At 65.9% G+C, this 23679-nt stretch carries 12 protein-coding genes; 2 read left to right on the forward strand and 10 right to left on the reverse strand.

Features of this window, described 5'->3' with window-relative positions:
* Positions 1 to 178 precede the first annotated feature (178 nt).
* The 10 genes from glgX to MJ956_RS04300 form a co-directional block, all read right to left on the reverse strand.
* Positions 179 to 2242, reverse strand: a complete 2064-nt coding sequence (glgX, locus tag MJ956_RS04255; RefSeq protein ID WP_253963236.1) for a glycogen debranching protein GlgX — start codon at positions 2240 to 2242, stop codon at positions 179 to 181.
* Positions 2243 to 2254: 12 nt separating this feature from the next.
* Complete coding sequence (locus MJ956_RS04260) at positions 2255 to 3883, reverse strand: alpha-D-glucose phosphate-specific phosphoglucomutase (protein ID WP_253963237.1); 1629 nt, start codon at positions 3881 to 3883, stop codon at positions 2255 to 2257.
* Between the two features lie 8 nt (positions 3884 to 3891).
* Entirely contained in the window at positions 3892 to 5334 is a 1443-nt protein-coding gene (glgA, locus tag MJ956_RS04265) for a glycogen synthase GlgA (protein ID WP_253963238.1), read from the reverse strand.
* A complete protein-coding gene (glgC, locus tag MJ956_RS04270) occupies positions 5334 to 6605 on the reverse strand; it encodes a glucose-1-phosphate adenylyltransferase (protein WP_253963239.1) in 1272 nt (423 codons plus the stop codon). Before glgC ends, glgA begins: the two co-directional genes overlap by 1 nt.
* 167 nt (positions 6606 to 6772) lie before the next feature.
* Positions 6773 to 9274 carry a glycogen/starch/alpha-glucan phosphorylase gene (locus MJ956_RS04275; protein ID WP_253963240.1) on the reverse strand — a complete coding sequence of 834 codons (2502 nt, stop codon included), beginning with the start codon at positions 9272 to 9274 and terminating at the stop codon, positions 6773 to 6775.
* Positions 9274 to 10929 carry a glucose-6-phosphate isomerase gene (gene pgi, locus MJ956_RS04280; protein WP_253963241.1) on the reverse strand — a complete coding sequence of 552 codons (1656 nt, stop codon included), beginning with the start codon at positions 10927 to 10929 and terminating at the stop codon, positions 9274 to 9276. The genes MJ956_RS04275 and pgi overlap by 1 nt, the downstream gene beginning before the upstream one ends.
* Positions 10930 to 11188: 259 nt before the next feature.
* Positions 11189 to 12550: an NAD-dependent succinate-semialdehyde dehydrogenase gene (locus tag MJ956_RS04285; protein ID WP_253963242.1), complete on the reverse strand. Its 1362-nt coding sequence runs from the start codon at positions 12548 to 12550 to the stop codon at positions 11189 to 11191.
* A 224-nt stretch (positions 12551 to 12774) separates the two neighbouring features.
* Entirely contained in the window at positions 12775 to 13002 is a 228-nt protein-coding gene (locus tag MJ956_RS04290; protein ID WP_253963243.1) for a hypothetical protein, read from the reverse strand.
* Positions 13003 to 13142: 140 nt separating this feature from the next.
* Positions 13143 to 19715 carry a translocation/assembly module TamB domain-containing protein gene (locus tag MJ956_RS04295; protein ID WP_253963244.1) on the reverse strand — a complete coding sequence of 2191 codons (6573 nt, stop codon included), beginning with the start codon at positions 19713 to 19715 and terminating at the stop codon, positions 13143 to 13145.
* Entirely contained in the window at positions 19715 to 21673 is a 1959-nt protein-coding gene (locus MJ956_RS04300) for an autotransporter assembly complex protein TamA (RefSeq protein WP_253963245.1), read from the reverse strand. The genes MJ956_RS04295 and MJ956_RS04300 overlap by 1 nt, the downstream gene beginning before the upstream one ends.
* Positions 21674 to 22239: 566 nt before the next feature.
* Here MJ956_RS04300 and MJ956_RS04305 point away from each other — a divergent pair.
* Positions 22240 to 22728 carry a (2Fe-2S)-binding protein gene (locus MJ956_RS04305; protein WP_253963246.1) on the forward strand — a complete coding sequence of 163 codons (489 nt, stop codon included), beginning with the start codon at positions 22240 to 22242 and terminating at the stop codon, positions 22726 to 22728.
* An 89-nt stretch (positions 22729 to 22817) separates the two neighbouring features.
* On the forward strand, positions 22818 to 23679 hold an 862-nt coding region (locus MJ956_RS04310), incomplete at its 3' end, for a xanthine dehydrogenase family protein molybdopterin-binding subunit (protein ID WP_253963247.1).

Raw genomic sequence — 23679 nt, forward strand, 5'->3', positions numbered from 1 at the left:
CCTCGCCGGCGGCGATCTGGTCGATCAGGGCATCGGAGAGTTGGCGGATGGGCATGGTCTGCGATCGGCCGGGTCGGGACATGAAAAAGGGAGCGTGACTCGCGCCGACGCTCCCCTCCTAGTAGCGGTTCGATCCGGTCCGGGCAAACCGCGCCCCTCCACGGCCTGTGGACGACGATCAGGCCTCGCCGTCGCGTTCCTCGAGCATGATGAAGACCGAGCGCGACTGCACCACGACGCCCTCCGTATGGTCGATCCGGCGCGGTTCGAGCTGCGGCCAGTCGGATTGGATGTAGAGGCAGTAGACATGGCCCTCGCGCGGCTCCGGCAGGGTTACCGCGACATCTTCGTGCGAGCCGTTTACATAGATCACCGCGCGCTCGCTCTCCACATCCTCCTCGCCCTTCGGCGAATAGACCGACATACCGACGAAGCGGCGCTCAGCGTCGTTCCAGTCGTCGTCCTCCATCGGTTCGCCATCCTCGCGCAACCAGATCACGTCCTCGACGTCGCCGCCCTCGACGAGCTTGCCGGTGAGAAACCGGTCGGCGTTGAGCGCCGGGTGCTCGCGGCGCAGCTTCGCCAGCTTGCCGGTGAACTCGATCAGCCCCTCGTCGGCATTGTCCCAGTCGAGCCAGGTGATCTCGTTGTCCTGGGCATAACCGTTGTTGTTGCCGCCCTGGGTGCGGCCGAACTCGTCGCCGGCGACGATCATCGGCGTACCGCGCGCGACCAGCAGCGTCGCCAGCAACGCCCTGATGTCCTTGCCGCGCGCGTCGATGATCGCGGGATCGTCGGTCTCGCCCTCGACGCCGTTGTTCCAGGAGTGATTGTCATTGTGGCCGTCGCGATTGTCCTCGCCATTCGCCTCGTTGTGCTTGTCCTCGTACATGACGATGTCGGCGAGGGTGAAGCCGTCATGGGCGGCGATGAAATTGACGCCGGCGGACGGCAGCCGGCCGTCATGATCGTAAAGGTCGGCGGAGCCGGCAAGCCGCGTCGCCAGCGCCCCGATCATGCCGTCCTCACCCTTCCAGAACTTGCGGACATCGTCGCGGAACTTGTCCTGCCATTCGAACCAGGGCTTGGGAAAATTGCCGACCTGGTATCCGCCGGGGCCGACGTCCCACGGCTCGCCGACATGGATGCGATCCTTCAGCACGTCGTCTTTTTCGATCATCTTGAAGAATGGCGCGTCGTGGGAGAACCCCTCGGGCAGCCGGCCCAGCACCGTACCGAGATCGTAGCGGAAGCCGTCGATGCCGGTCGCCTGGACCCACGTGCGCAGGACGTCGATGAACATCCTGGCCACCGGCTCCTTGTGGGTCGCCATGGTGTTGCCGGTGCCGGTATCGTTCAGCATGAACTCCGGCTCGCCCTCAGGATGGCGGTAGTAGAGCAGATTGTCGAGGCCGCGATAGCAGATCGTCGGCCCTTCCTCGGAGCCCTCGCCGGAATGGTTGAAGACGACATCGAGGAGAACCCGGATGCCGCGCGCGTGCATGGCCTCGACCACCTTGCGGATCTCGGCGAAACCACCGGGGGCGAGGCGCGGGTCCGGCGCCATGTGGGTGATCGGGTTGTAGCCCCAGGCGTTGGTCAGATTTAAGTTGAGAAGATGGCCTTCATCGATCCAGGCGGCGAGCGGCATCATTTCGACGGTGTCGATGCCGACCTTCTGCATGTGATCGAGAAAATACGGCTCGGCCAGCGCCGCGACGGTGCCGCGGATTTCCGCCGGCACGTCGGGGTGCCGCTGCGAATACGCCCGGACCAGCAGCTCGTAGGTAAAACCCGGATTGGCGAAAGGCAGCGGCTTGGCGTCGCGGTCCGGCGCGGTGACGATCGCCCGTGGCAGGAAGGGGGCGCTGTCGATCTGGCGCTCCGGCGGGGCGGTCAGCGCCGGACGATAGGTAAACGGCCGGTCGAGCTGCACCGCATAGGGGTCGACGAGGAATTTCGAGTAGTCGAAGCGGTGGCCTTCCTCGGGCTTGTAGGGTCCGACGGCACGCAGGCCATAGCGAGTGCCGGCCGCCAGGCCCGGCACGAAGCCGAAGAAGGTGCCGCCCTCGCGGCCGGGAAGCGGGATGCGGTCGGTCTCCTGGGTGCCGCCCTCGTCGAACAGGCAGACATGGATCTCGTCGGCATTTTCGGAATAGACGGAAAAATGCACGCCGCCGTCGTCGATCGTCGCGCCGAGCGATGCGGGGGCGCCGCGCTCGGCTGTGATGGTGTTGCTCATCGAGCCTCTTGTTCAGGTAATGACGTCCGGGTCGGACCGGCCCGTACGTTTCTTGATCTCTCCGATAACATCGGCGGTGTCGATCAGTTCCGCCAGTGCCTCTTTCGTTTGCCTAGCATGTTTGGCCGGGTCCGGCTCGTAGCGTTCGATGTAGACGCGCAGCGTCGCGCCCTTCGTGCCGGTGCCTGACAGCCGGTAGACGATGCGCGAGCCGCCGGAAAAGACGATCCGAACGCCCTGGCCGGTCGCGACCGAGCCGTCGATCGGATCCTTGTAGGAAAAATCGTCGGCTTCCGAGACGACGAGCGTGCCGAAGCGCTGGCCGGCCATGGAGGCGAGCCGATCATGCAGCGATTCCATCAGACCGCGCGCCGCCCTGGCGTCGATTTCCTCGTAGTCGTGGCGCTGATAGAAGGTGCGGCCGAATTCCGCCCAATGCCCCTCGACGACCGCCTTCACGCTCTCGCGGCGCTCGGCGAGAATGTTGAGCCATAAGAGCACCGCCCACAACCCGTCCTTCTCGCGCACGTGGTCGGAGCCGGTACCGGCGCTCTCCTCGCCGCAGATCGTCACCTTGCCGGCGTCGAGCAGCGTGCCGAAGAACTTCCAGCCGGTCGGCGTCTCGTACAGCGCGACGCCGCGCTGCTTCGCCACCCGGTCGGCGGCCTGGCTGGTCGGCATCGAGCGCGCGATTCCGACGATGCCCTTGGCGTAGCCAGGCGCCAGATGGGCGTTGGCGGCCAGTATCGCCAGCGAATCCGACGGCGTGACGAGAATGCCCTTGCCGACGATCAGGTTGCGGTCGCCGTCGCCGTCCGAGGCGGCGCCGAAATCCGGGCCGTCCGGTGCCATCAGCTGGTCGATCAGGCCTGCGGCGTGGACCGCGTTGGGGTCCGGATGACCACCGCCGAAATCCTCCTTGGGCTCGCCGTTGATGACCGTTCCGGCCGGCGCGCCGAGGCGATTTTCGATGATCTCCCTGGCATAGGGGCCGGTGACCGCGTGCATCGCGTCGAAACGCAGAGTGAAACCGGAGGCGATCAGTTCCCGGATCTTGCCGAAATCGAACAGCGTCTCCATCAGTTCGGCGTAGTCGGCGACCGGGTCGACCACTTCGACCACCATGTCGCCGAGCCGGGTCTCGCCGACATGGGAGATGTTCGGGGCGGTTTCCGTCCACACGCGATAGCGCGAGATCGTTTGGGTCTTTTCGAAGATCGCCTCGGTCACCGCTTCGGGGGCCGGCCCGCCATTGGCGATGTTGTACTTGATTCCGAAATCGCCTTTCGGACCGCCCGGATTGTGGCTCGCCGACAGGATGATTCCGCCCGAGGCGCCGCGCTTGCGGATCAGATGCGAGGCGGCCGGCGTCGACAGGATGCCGTCCCGCCCGACGATCACCCGGCCGTAGCCGTTCGCGGCGGCCATCCGGATCGCCGTGAGGATCACCTCGCGGTTGTAGAAGCGCCCGTCGCCGCCGATGACCAGGCTTGCGCCGTCGCTGCTCCCGGCGGCATCGAAGATCGCCTGGACGAAATTGGCGGCGTAGTGGGGCTTCTTGAAATGCGCGACCTTCTTGCGCAGACCCGACGTACCGGGCTTCTGGTCGTCATAGGGCTGGGTCGCGATCGTTTCGATCATGGCGGGTTCTATTCCTTGAGAAGATCGCGGTAGAGATCGGCATAGAGCCGGGCGCTGGCGCGCCAGGACACGTCCGTGTTCATGGCGCAGATTTGCATGTCTCGCCAGGGCTTGCCATCCTCGTAGAGACGGCGGGCCCGCTCGACCGCTTCGATGAGCGCCGGGACGGAGGGTGGCGCGAAGATGATGCCTGTCGCCACACCAGCGCTGGTGGCGGCGTAGTTCGCGTCGACCACCGTATCGGCGAGGCCGCCGACCTTGGTGACGACGGGTACGCAGCCATAGCGCAGCCCGTAGAGTTGGGTGAGACCGCAGGGTTCGAACCGGGACGGGATGAGGATGGCGTCCGCCCCCGCCTGCACCCGATGCGACAGGGCTTCGTCATAGCCGATTCGAACCCCCACGCGATCGGGATGGCGGGCATGGGCGGCGAGGAATTGTCCCTCGATCATCTGGTCGCCCGAGCCGACGACGACGAGGCGGATGCCGCGCTCGACCAGATCGTCGCAGGCGTCGGCGACGAGATCGAGCCCCTTCTGCCAGGTCAGGCGGCTGACCACGGCGAAGATCGGACCATCGTCGCGCCTCAGGCCGAACTCGCCCTCCAGGGCGCGCTTGTTGTGGCTGCGGGCCTTGGGTGAGCGGGCGCTGTAGGTCTTGGCGATCGCGGGATCGGTCTGCGGATCCCATACGCCGACGTCGATGCCGTTGACGATCCCGACGAGCCGGTCGTCGATCCCGCGCAGCAGCCCGTCCAGCCCCATCCCGCCCTCGGGCGTGAGGATCTCCTCGGCGTAGGTCGGGCTGACGGTGGTCACCACATCCGCCGCGTGCAGGCCTCCCTTCAGGTAGCCGACATTGCCGTAATACTCGACGCCCTCGATCGACCATGTCGTCGCCGGCAAGCCGAGATCGGCAAAGATGCTGCTCGGAAAATTGCCCTGGAAGGCGAGGTTGTGGATGGTCACTATCGTCCGCGGCCGCGGCTTGTTGGAGACCGCCAGATAGACCGGCGCGAGCGCGGCCTGCCAGTCATGGGCATGGACGATGTCCGGCGAAAAGCCGGCGATCGCGCCTTGTGCCACGGCGGCGCCGGCCTTGGAGAGCGCCGCGAAGCGCGCCCAATTGTCGGGGTGATCGTACCCAGCGGGGGTGACGTAGGGACCGCCAGGCCGATCGAACAGGTGCGGCGCGTCGAGGATAAGAAGGTCCAGCGCCCCATGTCGCACGGCGAGAATCTGCGCCTTGCCGCCGAACAGGTCGGCGAATCGGCACACGAGTTCACCACGCCCGACGCACTTGAGGACGTCGGGATAACCCGGCATCAGGGTGCGGACGGCAATGCCATGTTCGGCGAGCGCCAGCGGCAGCGCTCCGGCGACGTCGGCGAGTCCACCGGTCTTGATCAGCGGAAAGACCTCCGACGCGACGGAAAGCACGCTGGTTGTCATCAGTAGGTCAGCCTGTCGATCATCGGTTTGGTCACCAGGCAAACTCCGGCCTCGGTCCGTCGAAACCGCTTGGCGTCGAGCTCCGGATCCTCGCCGATCACCAGTCCATCGGGGATATGGACGCCGCGATCGATGACGACATTGGAGATCCGGGCATGTCGGCCGATGTGACATTGCGGCAGGACGACCGCGTGGTCGAGCCGCGAATAGGAGCTCTGGCGCACGCCGGTAAAGAGCAGCGACCGGTTCAATGTACCGCCCGAGATGATGCAGTCGCCGGAAACCAACGAGGACACCGCCATCCCGCGGCGTCCTTCCTCGTCATGGACGAACTTCGCCGGCGGCACGATCTCGGCATAGGTCCAGATCGGCCAGTCGCGGTCGTAGATGTCGAGCGGCGGGATGATGTCGGTGAGATCGATATTGGCCCGCCAGTAGGCGTCGACCGTTCCCACGTCGCGCCAGTAGGCTTCGGTGTCGGGCTCGGCCGCCGAGCGCACGACCGAGCCGCTGAAGCGATGGGCGTAAGCGCTGCCGTGCTTGACGATATGCGGAATGATGTCCTTGCCGAAGTCGCGGTTGGAGTTCGGGTCGGCTGCATCCCGCCGCAGCTGGTCCATCAGGAAATTGGTCTCGAACACATAGATGCCCATCGAGGCGAGGGCGGTGTCCGGCCGCCCGGGGATCGCCGGCGGATCCGCCGGTTTCTCGACGAAGGCGGTGATCTTGTAGGTCTCATCGACATGCATCACCCCGAAGGCGACGGCCTCCATGCGCGGCACCTCCAGACAGCCGACGGTGACGTCCGCGCCGCTGTCGACATGCTGCTGCAGCATGACCTCGTAGTCCATCTTGTAGATATGGTCGCCCGCCAGAATGACGATATAGCGCGGCGCGTAGTCCTCGATGATGTCGATGTTCTGATAGACGGCGTCGGCCGTGCCTTCGTACCACTGCGTCTCCGAGACGCGCTGGCTGGCCGGCAGGATATCGAAGCTCTCGTTGCGGCCCGGCCTGAAGAAGTTCCAGCCGTTCTGAAGATGGCGGATCAGGCTGTGCGCCTTGTACTGGGTGGCGACGCCGATGCGGCGGATGCCGGAATTGATGGCGTTCGACAGCGCGAAATCGATGATCCGCGTCTTGCCGCCGAAAAAGACAGCGGGCTTTGCCCGCGTGTCGGTCATTTCCATCAACCGGCTGCCCCGGCCACCGGCCAGCACATAGGCCATGGTATCGCGGGCCAACGGTCCGGCGCGTCTGTTGTCAGGCATGATTCCTCCCACACGGTCTTGCAGGGGCGGCCCGAGCGTCGTTCGCCGCGATCCGTCTGATCCGACTTCGAATGCTTGTCCCGATCCCGCCCCTAGCAAGCATGACATAGAGTGCGCAGGTCAAGCTGCTACAGGAGGGCCGGTTGTCGGGAAAAGGTATCGCGGCGCTAGCGGCCGTTTCTCGGACCGGCTTTCCAGATGTCGCGCGCATATTCCCGGATCGAGCGATCGGAGGAGAACCATCCCATGCGGGCGGTGTTGTGGACCGCCTTGGCCTGCCACTCGTCCGGACGGTCCCAAAGGGCGTCGAGCCTGCGCTGGGTGTCCCAATAGGCCTTGAAGTCGGCGCAGATCATCCACCAGTCGTTGTTGTAGAGGTTCGACACGAGGGAATGGTAACGGGACGGTTCGTCGGGCGAGAACACGCCGGAGGAAATCGCGTCGAGCGCCTCGCGAAGCAGCGGCTGTCCCTCGATGATCGAACGGCCGCTATGGGTCTCGCGCCGACGTTCCGCCACCTGTTCCGCGGTCAGGCCAAAGATGAAGATATTGTCCTCCCCGACATGCTCCAGCATCTCGACATTGGCGCCGTCGAGCGTCCCGATGGTCAGCGCGCCATTGAGCGCGAACTTCATGTTGCCGGTGCCCGACGCCTCGAGCCCGGCGGTGGAAATCTGTTCGGACAGATCGGCCGCCGGCATGATGATCTCGGCGAGGCTGACATTGTAGTTCGGGATGAACACGACCTTCAAAAGGCCGCGCACCGAGGGATCGGAGTTGATCATCCGCGCGACGTCGTTGGCGAGATGGATGATCTGCTTGGCCTGCGCGTAGCTCGGCGCGGCCTTGCCGGCGAAGATCTTCACCCGCGGCGCCCAGTTTTGCTCGGGATGGGTGCGGATCTGATCGTAGAGCGCGATCGCCTCGATGATGTTGAGGAATTGCCGCTTGTATTCGTGGATTCGCTTGACCTGGATGTCGAAGATCGCGCTCGGATCGACGCTCGTCGCCATCCGCTCGCCGACGACGTCGGCCAACCTTTCCTTGTTGCGGCGCTTGACCGCAGCGAAGCGCTCGCGAAAGCCTGAATCGTCGGCGAGCGCGTCGATGTCGCGAATTTTTTCGATGTTGTCGAGAAAACCGGGGCCGATCGCGTCGGTGATGAGGGCGGTGAGGTCCGGGTTCGCCTGCATCAGCCAGCGCCGCGGGGTCACGCCGTTGGTCTTGTTCTCGATCCGGTCGGGATACAGCTCGTGCAGATGATGGAAGACCGTTTCCTTCATCAGCTCCGTGTGGAGCGCCGAGACCCCGTTCACGGCGTGGCTGCCGACGAAGGCGAGCTGGCCCATGCGCACGCGCCGGCCGTTGCCCTCGTCGACCAGCGAGATCGCCGCGATCTTGGCGTCGTCGAGGCCCTTGTCCTGCGAGGCTTCACGGATGACGTCGGCGTTGATGGCGTAGATGATCTGCATCTGCCGCGGCAGCAGCCGCTCGAACAGATGGATCGGCCAGTGCTCCAGCGCCTCCGGCAACAATGTGTGGTTGGTGTAGGAGAAGGTCGCCCTGGTGATCTCCCACGCCGCGCTCCATTCGAAGCCGTGAACATCGACCAACAGGCGCATCAATTCGGCGACGGAGACGGCCGGATGGGTGTCGTTGAGCTGGATCGCGACCTTGTCGGCGAGGTTCGAGAGGCTCTCGTTCTTCTCCAAGTGGCGCTTGATGACGTCCTGGAGCGAGGCGGAGGAGAAGAAATACTCCTGCCGCAGGCGCAATTCCTGGCCGGCCTGGTGTGAATCGGCGGGATAGAGCACCCGGGTGATCGCCTCGGCCTTGTTGGATTCGACCAGGGCGCCGATGTGGTCGCCGGAATTGAAGGCATCGAGCAGGATCGGATCGAGCGCCTGGGCGCTCCACAGCCGCAGCGTGTTGACCTGTTCGCCGCGCCAACCCACCATCGGCGTGTCGAAGGCGACGGCGAGCACGCGCTCGGCCGGCCGCCAGACCTGCCGGGCCGGATGGCCTTGCTCCTGCAGCGACACTACCTTGCCGCCGAAGCCGATCTCGTAACTGCAATCGCGCCGCTCGAACTCCCACGGATTGCCGTGGACGAGCCAGGTTTCAGGCAGCTCGACCTGTGCGCCGTCGGCAATCTCTTGGCGGAAGAAGCCATGAACATAGCGAATGCCGTAGCCAAAGCCGGGGACCCCGGTCGAAGCCATGGATTCCATGAAACAGGCGGCGAGTCGGCCGAGGCCGCCATTGCCGAGCGCGGCGTCCGGCTCGAGCAGTTCGACCATGTCGAGCTCGACGCCATAGCGGGCGAGGGCTTCGCGGATCGGTTCGGTTAGCCCCAGGTTGCTGATCGCGTCGCGCAGCATCCTGCCGATCAGGAACTCCATCGACAGGTAGCAGACCTGCTTTTCACCACTGGCCGCGATCCGGTCGGCGGATTCGAACCAGTGGTCGATGATGCGGTCGCGGACCGCAAGCGTCGTGGCGCGCAACCAGTCGTATTTGCGTGCCGCTTCGGGGTGTTTTCCGATCGAATAGGTCAGTTTCTCGACGATCTGGCGAGCCAGCGTATCGGGATCGTTGAGCCGAGGGTCGGGCTTCGCCGCGCCGTTGCCGTTGGGGGCGGCTTCGGCCGTCTTGCGGGTGGCGGACATCAAAAACCTCTCATGGTGCGGATCGCGGCGATCAGCCCGGACGTCGAGCCGTCCCGGTCCCCGACCTCCTCGTCGCCGGTCACCACCGGCACAAGTTTCATCGCCAGCTCCTTGCCGAGTTCAACGCCCCACTGGTCGAAGGCATTGATTCCGTAAAGCTGGGCCTCGACGAAGACGCGGTGCTCATAGAGCGCGATCAGCCGTCCGAGCGTCGCCGGATCGAGCTGCCGGTAAAGAATGGTCAGCGACGGCCGTTCGCCGGGAAACACCCGGTGCGGCGCGATCCGCTCGGCCTCGGCCTCGCTTCGGCCCGTCGCGACGAGCTGCTCGCGGGCCTCGTCAAGTGTGCGTCCGCGCATCAGCGCCTCGCTCTGGGCGAGACAATTCGCCAGGAGGAGGTCCTGATGGGTCTGCATGTCGGACGGCTCGTGGGAGCGCGCGCCGACAAGAAATTCGACCGGAACGACGTCGGTGCCTTGATGCAAGAGCTGGAAGAACGCGTGCTGACCGTTGGTCCCCGGCTCGCCCCAGACGACCGGTCCGCTGACCGCGACCGGCTGGCCGTCGAGCCCGACCCGTTTGCCGTTCGATTCCATGTCGAGCTGCTGGAGATAGGCGGGAAAGCGGGCGAGACGCTGATCGTAGGGAATGATCGCCCGCGTCGGGTAGCGGCAGATCGCGCGGTGCCAATAGCCGACAAGACCGAGCAGAACGGGAAGATTCTCGCCGAGCGGGGCGGTCTTGAAGTGCTGGTCGACATCGCGTGCGCCGGCGAGAAATTCGCGGAAGCGCTGCGCGCCGATGGCGATCATCAATGGCAGGCCGATCGCCGACCAGATCGAATAGCGCCCGCCGACCCAGTCCCAGAAGCCGAAGACGCGATCTTCGGCGATCCCGAAGCTCGCGACCTTGTCGAGGGCGGTGGAAACGGCGGCGAATTGTTCGGCCACCGCGGCCTCGCCGAGCGCGGCGACGAGCCAGCGCCGTGCCGTGTCCGCATTGGTCATCGTCTCGATAGTGGTGAAGGTCTTCGACGCGACGATGATCAGCGTCGTCGCCGGATCGAGGTTCTTCAACGTGTCGGCGATGTGGGAGCCGTCGACATTCGAGACGAAATGAATGCGAGGGCCGTCATGGTAGGGCGCGAGCGCAAGGGTCGCCATCGCCGGGCCGAGATCGGAGCCGCCGATGCCGATATTGACGACGTCGGTGATGGCGCCGTCGTGTGCGCCACGCACTTCGCCGTTGCGGATGCGCTCGGCGAAAGCGCCCATCGCGCGCAGGACGTCCTCGATCGCGCCGCTGATCGGCTCGCCATCCGCGCGGTACCCGTCCTTCGGCTCGCCTCGCAACGCCACATGGAGGACGGAGCGATCCTCGGTTGCGTTGATTCGCTCGCCGGCGAACATCGCGTCCCGCCGCGCTTCGATCCCGCGCGTGCGCGCCAGATCCAGCAGCGCGGAGCGCGCTCGCGCGTCGATCGCGGTCTTGGAATAGTCGAGAACGAGGTCGCCGAGACGCGCGGAAAAGCCCGCAAACCGCTCCGCATCGTCGGCGAACAAATGGCGGATTCCGCGGGAAAGCGCCGTCGCTGCGAGCGTGCTGAGTTCGCCACTCTCGTTGCCCGGGGTGTTCTGATTGTTAGGTTGGCTCATTCTGGCCGCTATCCGCCCTGTGAGTTGTCGCGGAGCCCCCGATCCCGCCTGGTCGGGGCCTTTTAAGCGCGTTGCGGACAAGAGTTAAACAAACCGGCTGTGGAAAACTGACGCATTTTCGGGCAGCGGGAGAATCTGCAACACAATTCATCGACTCCCAAAGGGGCGTCCGTGGCTTTCCCATTGACTGCGCGGGATGTACTCCGCGGCTGAATTGGAGCAAGGAGGCCACCAGCCGAATAGCGGCCTCCTGCTGGAGTTAGTCGACCGTCACGGTCTTGGCATTCATGAACGCATGGATGCCCTCGTGCGAAAGTTCGCGCCCATAGCCGGATTTCTTGACGCCGCCGAAGGGAAGCCGCGAGTCGGAGGCGGTCATGCGGTTGATATGGGTACCGCCCTGGTCGAGGTCGCGAACGAAGCGCTCCTGCTCCTTCGCCTCGTTGGTCCAGACCGAGCCGCCGAGGCCGAACTCGGAATCGTTGGCGAGCGCGATGGCGTCGTCGATCGTGCGCACCTTGAAGAAGATGGCGCAAGGACCGAACAATTCCTCGCGATAGGCCGGCGCTGCCTCCGGAACGTCCGCAAGGATCGAGGGCTGGAAGAAGTAGCCGGGTCCCTCCGGCGCGCTGCCGCCGGTAACCAGTTTGGCACCGGCCTTCGTCGAGCGGGCGATCTGGTCGGCGATGTCATCGACGCCGGCCTTCATGGCCAGCGGACCCATGCCGGTGTCGTCGGCCATCGGATCGCCGAGCTTGATGGCTTCGACCTTGTCCTGATAGCGGCCGAGATAGTCGTCGTAGACGTCCTCGTGCACGATGAAGCGCTTGGCCGCGATGCAGCTCTGGCCGCTGTTCTGCATCCGGGCCGTCACGCCGACATCGACCGCCTTCCCGATGTCGGCAGACGGCATGACGATGAACGGGTCCGAGCCGCCGAGTTCGAGCACCGTCGTCTTGATCTGCGAGCCGGCGGTCGCCGCGACGGCCGAACCGGCGCCCTCGCTGCCGGTGAGGGTGGCGGCGCGGACGCGTTCGTCCTTGAGGATGCGCTCGACCTTGCCGGAGGAGATCAGCAGCGTCTGAAAGACGCCCTCTGGCGCGTCGGCGTCGAGAAATATCTTCTCGATCTCCAGCGCGCACTGGCTGACATTGGAGGCGTGTTTCAGGATGCCGACATTTCCCGCCATGATCGCCGGAGCGGCGAAGCGGAAGCACTGCCAATAGGGAAAATTCCACGGCATGACCGCGAGGACAGGCCCGATCGGCAGATAGGCGACGAAATTCTTCGTCGCCGGCCCGGCCCGGTGGTCGTCGGCGAGCAGCTTTTCACCCTCTTCGGCGTAATAGCGGCAGGCCGTGGCGCATTTCTCGACCTCGGCGACCGATTCCTTCAAACGCTTGCCCATTTCACGTGTCGCGATGCGGGCCAGTTCGTCCTTGCGGCGTTCGAGCTCATCGGCCGCCCGAAGCAGCACCTCGGCCCGGCGCGAATAGGCCGTGTTGCGCCAGTCGCGAAACGCGCTGTCGGCGTTGGCGAGCGCGCGATCGATGTCCTGATCGGTGTGCTCGGCGAATTCTTCGATGACGTCGCCCGTTGCCGGATTGATGCTTGTCGGCATGGTCAGCCCCCTCTTTTTTCCGTATCCCGCCTTCATGCGCCTCTTGCCGCCCGGGCGCAAACTGGGTTGTGAAGTGAAATCCGGAAAGCGCCGCAGACACCCGGCGCGCTCACGCGAGATCTGCAGATGCCGCCCTGACGGATACAATGCAAGCCCGCCCGGGGGCCGTTGGTCCAGACCGTTTTACGGTCGCGCCACCGCGCTTGGTGTCATCTCGCCAAAGGTCAGGTTCTGCCGGCCGCGAGCCGTTCGATCGCTTCGTCCAGCGATTCCTTGGTCGCCTTCACCTGCGGCGCGTCGGGGTCGTTGTGGAGGATATGCTTGAGCGAGGCGGCCCATTCCTCCAGCACGGTCTGCTTTTCGGATTCCGACAGTTCGTCATCTTTCAGCACGTCCTGAGGATGCGCGTAGGTGCCGTGCTTGGGATGGTCGAACTTGCTGGAATACATCATCTTGGGTCTCCTCCGGCTGATCGGGGTGCTTGAGATCGAACCGCCACCAGGCGGCGATCTTCTCGCTGTCTGTTGAGAACGGGCGGCACCCCGGAAGGTTCAGGAAAAAGTCGTCGCCCGCGCGTGTAGCGCGGGAACGATCAGAATTCGCCTTCGTAAAAGACGCCGACTTCACCGCCGCCTTCCGCGGTGACCGCGCCGCGCGCCTTGAGTCCCGAGCCGAGATCGAGGTCGATCGCCACCCGTCCGGTCGAATCGACACCGAGATAGGTGTTCTCGTTGAGATATTTGCCGACGCCGACGGCCGTCTGGCCGTCCTTCGTCGTCTTGATGTCGAGGTCGTCGACGCCGATCTGCGAGCGCAGATTGTCGAGCAGGCCGCTCGATCCGCCGACGCCGGCGAGCGATGCCGCCAATTCGGCCAACTGGGCGATCTGCAACGGCGACAGGTCGGATGTGCCCTGGCTGAAGATCAACCGCGCCAGGACCTCGTCCTGGGGCAGGACGGGGGTCGAGGAGAAGGTGAAGCTTGGGTCGTTGGCGGGGCCGGTCACGGCGATGAACACGGTCGTGTCGTCCGCCTGGGACCGGGCAACCAGATCGAGGACCGGAACCAGGCTGCCGGTGAAGGTCAGCCGGCCACGGTCGAAATCGAGGCGCTTGCCGAGAATCACGAACCGACCGCGCTGCAATTCGAACCCGCCGACGATCCGCGGTGCAGCGGCTGAGCCTGTGATGGCGATCGAACCGCCGAGTTCGACGTCGAGGCCGCGACCGCGCACGAACACCCGCGACGGCGCATTGAAGGTCAGGTCGAAATTGATACCGCTTCGCTGGGTGCCAGCGCCCTGGTCGGGGTTGATCTCCCGCTGCTGCTCGTAGACGGCCGGTCTGGCATTGCGATGGGTCACGTCGATCCGGGCCAGCGAGCCGGGAAGCTTGTCCGGAATCAGGATGTCGATTTCGCTGGCGTTGATCGTGCCGGCGAGCAGCGGTGTGCCGCCCAGCGGTCCGGTTAGTGTCAGGTCGGCGCTCAGCTTTGCGGCGACGAGTTCGCCGTCATTGTAGCGGCCATCGACGAGCCGGATGGCGATATCCGCCGGGAATCCGTCGTTGAGACCGATGGAACCGGAGAGCGACAGCCTTCCGCCGGAGGAGAGCGACGCGTCGAACGACTGGATCGTGGCGGTCTGGCCGCTGAGGGCGACCGTCGCGGCGATGCCGTTGACCGCCACGTTGAGGCCGGTATCGACGAACCGCGCGCCGGATGTCGACACGGTTCCCACGACGTTGGGCTGGCTGGCCGGACCGCTCACCCGGGCATTCAACTGCACGGTGCCCTGGATCGACCGGCCACCCTCGGCCAGGATGCGGTTGGCGAGCGACATCGGCGCGGTGCCGTTCAGCGACAGGTCGAGCTGCGGCGTGCCGGCGATATTCACCGAACCGGAAACCGCCAGGTCGACTCCGCCGCCCGACAAATTGGCTGTCGTCGTGACGGTTCTGTTGGCGAACTGACCGTTGGCGGAGACGGCGAGCGTGCCGACCCCGGCGTCCCGTGTCTGCTGGATGGACAGGCCGGAGCCGCTGAGGTCGTAGACGAGCGACGGATTGGACGGCGAACCCGAGGCGCGCACGGTGCCATTGATCGTTCCCTGCGGTGCGATCCCCGGCGCGGTCGCGGCGGCGATCGATGCCGGCAGATTGCGGATATCGGCGTCGATAGCGAGTGCGTTCTGGCTGGCCGAGCCGCTGAGGGTGACCGTGCCGCCGCCGATATTGGCGGTCGCGGTTTGCAGCTGCAGGGTTCCGCCCGCATAGGTTCCAGCGGCGGTGGCGTCGATCGCCGGAGCGCCGGCGTCGCGGCTTTGCGCGACCGACACATTCGAGGCCGAGATGTCGAACCGCGCATCGGGATCGGAAATCGATCCTGTCGCGGACGCGGTTCCCGATACGGTTCCTTGCGCGCCGAGCCCATCGACGAAGCCATTGGCGAGACCGACCGGAATCTGGTTCAGGGTCACGTCCAGATCGAGCGTTCGCCCGAGCGTTCCCGACGCCACGAGTGACCCGCTGCCGACGCGAATGTCGGCAGTGCCGATCGTCGCCGTCCCGTTCGCATAGGTGCCGGACGCCTCCAGGCTCAGCGGCGCGACGCCAGATTGGGCGATCTGCCGGGTGGTGATGCCGGTGCCGGCCAGATCGAATGTGGCGCGTGGATCGGAGATGGAGCCCGTGGCGGTGGCGGTGCCGGAGATCGCTCCCTCGGCATTGAGGTCGGGTACGAAGCCGTTGGCGAGACCAACGGGGAGCCGGTCGAGTTCGAGGTTGAGATCGAGAGTGCGACCGACGGTGCCGGTGGCCGTCAGCGAACCGCTGCCGACATTGAGGTTGGCCGTATCGATTGTCGCCGTCCCGTTGGCGTAGACGCCCGCAAGATCGAGGCTGAGCGGCGCAACGCCGGACTGGGCGATCTGACGCGTCGTCATACCCGACCCGGTGAGATCGAATTCGGCTTGCGGATCGGAGATGGAGCCGGTCGCCGTGACGGAGCCGGAAATCGTCCCGGTTGCGCCTAGCCCATCGACGAAACCGTTCGCCAGTCCGACCGGAATCTGGTTGACGGCGATCTGAAGGTCGAGCGCCTCGCCGACGGTGCCGGTGGCCGTGAGTGTACCGTCGCCGACCCGGACATCCGCGGTCTCGATCGTTGCCGTGCCGTTGGCATAGGAACCGGCGGCCTCGAGACCGAGCGGCGCGACACCGGACTGGGCGATCTGCCGGGTGGTGATGCCGGCGCCGGAGACACTGAAGATGGCACTCGGGTCCGAGAGCGAGCCGGTCGCCGTGGCCGTGCCGGAGATCGTGCCCGTGGCGCCGAGATCCGGTACAAAGCCATTGGCAAGACCCACGGGAATTTCGTTGGCCACGACGTTGAGGTCGAGCGCCTCGCCGACGGAGCCGCTGGCGGTCAGCGAACCGGAGCCGACGGTCACCCTGGCTTCGTCGAGGGTCAACGTGCCGGCGGCAAGGCGCCCGGACGCCGTGAGGTCGAGCGGTTCGATGCCGGACTGGGCGATCGCCGGCGTGGTGATGCCCGAACCCGTCAGCGAGAATTCGGCGGTGGGGTCGTCGAGGGTGCCGGTAGCCGTCGCGGTTCCCGAGATCGTGCCGGAGGCTTTGAGGTTGGGCACGAACCCGTTGGCAAGCCCGACCGGAACGCTGTTCATCGACAGGTCGAGATCGAGTTCGCGTCCCACCTTTCCGGAAGCCCGCAGCGAGCCGTCGCCGACATTGACCACGGCCGTTTCCAGCGACGCCGTCCCGTCCGCAAAGCGGCCCGCGAGCCGAAGCGTCAGCGGCGCCACGCCGGAGCGTGCGATTGCCCTGGTCGTGATTCCGGCGCCCGACAGATCGAAGACGGCTTTGGGCTCGGTGAGGGAGCCGGTAGCGGCCGCCGTCCCGGAAATCGTTCCGGACGCGTCGAGATCGGGCACGAAACCGTTGGCAAGGGCGACAGGCAGGTCGGTCATCGCCAGCGCCAGGTCGAGATTTTCACCGACCGAGCCGGAAGCTTCGAGCGAGCCGGAACCGACCACGAGACTCGCCTGCTCCAGCGTCGCCGTGCCGGCGGCATAGCGGCCGGCAACGTCGAGTGTCAGCGGTTCGATCCCGGCCGCGGCGACCTGCGCCGCGGTGATGCCGGTGCCGGCAATATCGAAAACCGCGACGGGGTCGGCGCGGGAGCCGCTGACAACGGCGCTGCCGGAGATCGTCCCGGATGCATCGAGACCATCGACGAAATCATTCGCCAGCGCGACCGGAAAAGCCGCGAGCTCGGCACGAAGGTCCAGTGTCTCGCCGATCGTGCCGGACGCCTTCAGTGAGCCCTCGCCGAGGGCGAGCGCGGCGGTGTGCAAGGTCAGCGTGCCGTCGGCGTAGGTGCCGGCGGCGTCGAGGGCAAGGGCAGGGAGCCGGGCCGCCCGTACCTGCGCGCTCGCCAGCTCGCGGCCGGTGATGTCGAAGGCGGCGTCGGGATTGTCGGGCGCGCCGGTGAGGGTCGCCGTGCCGGAGATCGTGCCCTCGGCCTCCATACCGGAGACGAAGAAGTTGGCGAGAGCCGCCGGAACCTCGTTGAGGCGCAAGGAAAGGTCGAGCATCTCGCCGGACGAGCCTTCCAGAGCGATCGAGCCGGATCCGACGCTCAGCACGAAGCCGTCGAGGATCGTCTTGCCGTCGGCGATCCGTATCTTGGCTTCTTCGCTGAGATTGACGGCGGCATTTGGGATATCAGCGGTCAGGCGCGAGAGCGTGAGGAGCATCGTGTCGGGTTCGAATCGGGCGGTGCCGGCCAGTTCGATCGGCGCGTCGTTAACCATCGCGTTCGCTATCAAGCCGGTTCCGCCCTGCTGCTCGGAGAGCCCGATGGCGAAGTCGCGGACGGCGACCCCGGCGACGTCGATCGCGTCCGCCGCCACCCGGCCTGTCGGCATCGGAATCCCGAGATAGTCCTTGACCGACAAATCGATCCGCGCGCCCTGGAGTGTGGTGCCGGCGACCGTCAGGCTGCCGGAGGTGAGATCGGGCGCGGCAACCGGCGTCTTTTCCGCATTGACCGACAGTTCCACGGTTCCCTTGACGTCGCCGCTGGCCTTCTGTCCGCCGAGCGCGGCCAACGGGCCGATATCGTCGATGGCGACGCTCAGCGTGCCGACCGGGGCGAAGGCATCGGTCAGCATGAGGTCGCCGGTGACCGCGTTCGGACCCTGCCGGATCGCCAAGTCGGTGATGCGGCGATCGCCATTGTCGAGGGTCTCGACCTCGGCGCTACCGGACAGCGGCTGGCCGTCCAGCGTTCCGGTGATGTTCACGAAGCCGGACGGCGAGGCGGGGTTCAGCGTGCCGCGTATCTCGACCTGGAGATCGGCGAGCTCGCGGCCGTTGATCGACAGGCCATTGCCGGACAGCGTCAGATCGACATCGGGCTTTTCCACCGGCCCCTTGGCGACGAGGCGCAACTCGGCCGCCCCGGAAAACAGCGGATTGACCGCCTCGGTATCCTCCAGCGTGCCCTGAATGTCGGCCGAGAGCACGCCGTCGTTCAGTCCCGCATTGCCTGTGATCTGCAGCCCAGCGCCGGTGATGGCGAGTTTTTGCGCGTTGATCGCCCCGTCCGCGGCGCGGGTAAACTGGCCTGCGACCGAAAGCTCTTCGCCCGCCAGCGGGATTGCCGCCGCCGACAGCGCGGCGGTCTGGAAGCGCGACCGCGCCTCCAGGTCGAAGACCGAGAAATCCAAGGCGGCGGTGCCATCCAGACTCAGCGTCGCGACGTCGGTGGTCGCCTCGCTCGGCTCGAAGACGAAGCCGTCCTCCGTCAAGGCTCCGTTGGCGACGATCCTCACAGGGCCGTTGAGAAACCGCTCGGCGATTCCCTCCGGCGCCTCGACCGACTGGGCGACGGCTTCGACGGTGAGCGGTCCCCTGAGGCTGGTCAGGTCGAAGCCGGGACTGCTGGCGTCGAGACTGACACCCTGCGCGACGTAGTCACCGTAACCCGCGCGCTGCAGCTTCGCCGACAAATCCACGGCGGCTGCCGTGAAGGCCCCGCGTACCTTGCCGTCGAGGCCGGTGACCATAAGGCCGGTCGCGCCCGGCGGGGTTCCGAAAACAAGCGAAATCGGATCACCATCCCGCGACGCGACGGCGAGCGTCAGGTCGTTGCCGGCGCCGCCTGGATCGAGAACGCCCTTTGTCTGCAAGGCCAGGGCCTGGGAGGCGAGATCGCCCTGTTCGATGAGATAGGTCCCGTCGTCGCGCAGAACGGCCTGCAGGTCGAGACTGGCCCCGCCGGCGACATATTGCGAATATTGTTCCGGCACGAAGCGCTCGGCCGCGACATTGAGGGAGGCGGCGAGGCGGCGACCGTCGGCGACGTTGTTGACCCGCGCGGTCAGCGTCGCGGCCTGTTCGCCGCCGACGGTGAGCTGGCCGTTCGCCATGAAGTCGGAGAGCGGCCCCGAGCCATTGACGACGAGATCGACCGCCGGCCGGTCAGGTATGTCGAGTAGCGTCGCCACGAGCCCGCCGGCCGGCTCGCTCGCCTTCACGTCGACGGCCAGCTGGTTCTGATCGGGCGCGTAGGACACGTCGAGGGCGATCTGGCCCGGCTGGTCCAGCCGGTCGATATTGGCCTGGATGTCGAGCTTGGTCGGATCGTCGGCGAGCGTCAGGCGGGCGCTCGCCTTCAGCCGCGCACGCGTGCCGGCGATGGCCTCACCCAGCACGAACTCCTCGATAGCGAAATTGCGGATATCGGCGGTGAGCGACGGCAACGAAAAGCCGCTGCCCTCATCCGCTTCGCTCGCCGGTTGGTCGGCGGGCAGCCGTTCCAGCACGATCTGGCCGGCGGTGAGGTTCTCGATCGAGACGTTGGAGCGCACCAGCGCCAGCGGCGACCAGTCCATCGCCAGATTCTTGCCCGTCAGAAACACGCCCTGCGGATCGGAAACCGTGACGCTTTCGATGCGGATGTCGCCGGTCAGCGCGCCGGACAGCCCCTCGATCTCGACCTTCATCGTGTCGGTCGAGACGAGGTTCTCGATCTGATTGGCAAGGAACTGCTGCGCCGGAGCTGGGCCGCTGGCCAGGAACGCGGCGGAAACGCCAACGATGATCGTGGCGGCCAGCGGGGGGACGGGGCTGAAGCGACGCATCAGAAGGCTTGCCCAATACCGGCATAGAACTGGAAGTCGGCGTCGCGCGGGCCGGGATCGAGCGGGATCGCCACGTCGAAGCGGATCGGGCCGAAGCTGGTGATGTAGCGAGCGCCGACGCCGGCGCCGACCTTGAAGCTGGAAAAATCGGGTACGAGATCGTCGGAGACCGTTCCGACATCCACGAAGGGAACGATCTGGATGTTCTCGGTGACGCCGATGCGCGCCTCGGCCGATGCCTCGAACAGCGACAGGCCGCCGGTGGGCGTGTCGACGAAATCCCGGTTGAATCCGGAGCCGGGCGGCACCGTTGAGGGAAAATAGGGGCCGACGGACTGGAACTCGTAGCCGCGCACCGAGCCGCCACCGCCAGCGTAGAACCGCCGGTCGTTGGGGATGTCGAGAAGATCGGCGCCGAAGATCGTGCCGTAGGCGAGGCGTCCGGCAAGGATGAAGCGGTCGCTTTCCGACAGTGACAGATAGCTCGATGCGTCGATGCGGGTCTTCACGAAAGGCGTTTCGGTGTTGAACCCGTAGGTCGGCTCGACCAGCGCCTTGGCCAGCAGCCCTTCGGTCGGGTTGAGCTCGTTGTCGCGGTTGTCGAAGGTGTAGCTGATCGGAACCGAGGCCAAAAGATACTCGCGCGTCCCCAGATAGTCGGTTATTTCCTCGTATTCGCCGCGCACCGTGGCGACGAGCGTCTGGTTGCGGTCGATCTCGTATTCGACGCCGCTGGTGACGGCGAGGGAATCACGATCATAGGCGAGCGGATGTTCGCGCTTGAGTTCGATCGAGCCGACATAGACCGAATCCGGTCCCAGCACCCCGGGCTTCTTGAACACCAGCGACGCGGCGTAGTCGGCGCCGTCGGTCTCGCGGCCCTGGCCCGATATCGCGGTGGCGCCGATGCGCGAAACGGACGCGTCGAGCCGGATGCTCTCGGCCCGGCCGAACAGGTTGCGGTGGCCCACATAGCCCGAGGCGCCCGCGCCTTCGGTATTCGAATAGGTGGCGCCGACGCCATAGAAGCCGAATTTGCGCTCGCCGACCTCGATCTGGACGGGAAGCGTGCCGTCGGGTTGCTGCGCCTTGGCCTCCCTGACCGTGACGCTGGAGAACACGCCGAGCTTGAGAAGCCGTTCGCGCGCCGCGGCGAGTTCCTCCGGGGAGAAGACCTCGCCGGACTTGATGCCGGCCATATAGGCGATGAAGCCTGGGTCGACGGCTTCCGCCCCCTCGACCCAGGTTTCGCCGAACGGCACCGGATTGCCCGGCGCGATGTCGATCGAATAATCGAGCCGGTCGGTCTTGGCGTCGGCGACGATCTCGCGCCCGGTGATCGCCACGAACGGCCGGCCTTGATCGCGGAGATCCTGAAGAAGCCTGGCTTCGCCCTTGAGCAGATCGACGGAACTCGCCGAACTTCCCGGGGTGAGGTCGTATTCCGCCGGGTCGACCGGGACGCCCTGGGCGGAAATCGCCACGCGGCCGAGCGTGTAGCGAGGGCCCGGGCGGATGCGGATCGATACCGGGACGGGCCGGGAGGCGAAGGTCGCGTCCGGCGGCAGATCGGCGATGTCGCGGCCTTCGATGAAGATGTCGACCAGCCCGTCATAGCGGGCATTCTCGAACAGGGTTGCCACCAGCCGCTTGCGGTCGGTCTTGGCCTTGGAGAGCAGCCCGAGCGAGCCGGACACCGGGTCCGCCGCGTCGGCGATGAGCGTGGAGGCGGCGCGCAGATCCTTCTCCACCGTACCGTCGTCGTCGGTCGGCGCCACCGTCAGCGTGACGGTGTAGTCGACCGGGTCGAGCACCGGATCGGACGCGGCGTCTTCGTCCCCGAAGAAGGTCAGGCCGAAGATCTCGAAGGCCGCGGCGGGATACAAAGGGGCGGCGAGCAGGCTGAAGCCGATGACCATCACTGCCAGCCTGGCGAAGGGTAGGAACCTATACTGCAAGTCGCTCGCTTCCCGTCGCCACACACGCTCGCCCGGCAATCGGCGAGACAACACACGTCATCGAACCCGGTACGGCGGCGGCGACATCACGCGCAGCCGAACTCGTCCCGTCGAGTTGCTTTTAGCATTGGCGGAAATCGCTTGGATAACAACTGGTAACCGGCGGTTGCCGGTGTTCCGACGCAATTCCACCGGCCGTTTGTGCCGAACCGGACACAGATTCGCGGCCGCCCCGGAGAGTCCGCCGCACCCGGCCCGCAGGGACCCGGCTTTCGATCGGCAGACCTTCGGCTCCGGCAATCGCAAAAACATCTCATGGGGTCGCGCGGCGCTGCTCCGCATCGCCGGGTCGGCGTGGTTTTTTGGATGACGTTTGAAAAGCGCTTGAAGCGGTACCACGCAAAGGGCACTCTCGCGGCGGCGCCGTGGCACTCGCTCCGGAGTATCGGACCAGAAATTGCAGCCGGTTTTGGCTAATCTCGATGCTCCATCAGGGGTGCGCAATCTATTCCGACGGCTCGCCGCGTGGCTGATGCGGCAAGCCGTCCGTATCCGGGAGGACTTTGATGACCGATGTGACGATGACGGTGAACGGGCGCGAGATGAAAGGCACGGTCGAGGACCGCACCCTTCTGGTCGAGTTCCTGCGCGAGAATTTGGGCCTCACCGGTACGCATGTGGGCTGCGATACCTCGCAGTGCGGCGCCTGCGTCGTGCACGTGGACGGCAAGGCCGTGAAGTCCTGTACGATGCTCGCCGTGCAGGTCGCCGGCTCTGAGGTGACCACGATCGAGGGGCTGGCGGACGGCACGGAACTGCATCCGGTGCAGGCTGCCTTTCGCGAGCATCACGGGCTGCAATGCGGCTTTTGCACGCCGGGCATGATCATGACCGCAGTCGACCTGATCCGCCAGCACGGCGGCGACCTCGACGAGAAGGCCGTGCGGGACGGCCTCGAGGGCAATATCTGCCGCTGCACCGGCTATCACAACATCGTCAAGGCGATCCTGGCCGCGGCGGGCGCTGCGCAGCCCCAGCGGGTTGCCGCCGAGTAGCGCGGAAGGGCCTTCGGGCCGGCAAGGCGATTGAGACACGGACTCTCGAGGGGGTCCGCCACGATTTCGAATACTGGGAGGTTTCGACGATGGGTGTTGAAGGCATCGGCGCGAAGGTTTTGCGCAAGGAGGACCGGCGGTTCATCACCGGTCGCGGGCGCTACGTGGACGATATGAGCGTCCCGGGCATGAAATACGCGGCATTCGTGCGGTCACCGCACGCCCACGCGAAAATCACCGGCATCGACAAGGCGGGTGCGGAGGCGATGCCGGGCGTGATCGGCATTCTCACCGGCGAGCAGTTGCAGGGCGACGGGATCGGCAATCTGATCTGCGGCTGGGGGGTGTCGTCCAAGGATGGCACGCCGATGAAGATGGGCGCCTGGCCGGCGCTCGCCGTCGGCACCGTTCGCCACGTCGGCCAGCCGATTGCCGTGGTCGTCGCCGACACGCAGCTGCAGGCCCGCGACGCGGCCGAGGCGGTGGAGGTCTCCTATGACGAGCTTCCCGCCGTCGTCAGCGCCGTCGATGCGCTGAAGGATGGTGCGCCGCAGCTGCATCCGGAAGCGCCGGGCAATCTCATCTTCGATTGGGAACTCGGCGACAAGGCGGCGACCGAGGAAGCCTTTTCCAGGGCCGCGCATGTGACCAGGCTGCACATCGTCAACAACCGCCTCATCCCCAATGCGATGGAGCCGCGCGCCGCGCTCGGTCTCTACGACCCGGCGGAAGAGCACTACACCTGCTGGACGACCTCGCAGAATCCGCATGTCGCCCGGCTGGTGATGAGCGCCTTCTACAACGTCGCGCCGGAGCACAAGCTGCGGGTCATCGCGCCCGATGTCGGCGGTGGTTTCGGCTCCAAGATCTACATCTACCCCGAAGAGATCGTCTGCCTGTGGGCATCCAAGCGCACCGGCGTTCCGGTCAAATGGACCTCGGACCGCAGCG

This window comes from Aurantimonas marianensis, assembly GCF_024195285.1.
Classification (GTDB): Bacteria; Pseudomonadota; Alphaproteobacteria; order Rhizobiales; family Rhizobiaceae; genus Aurantimonas; species Aurantimonas marianensis.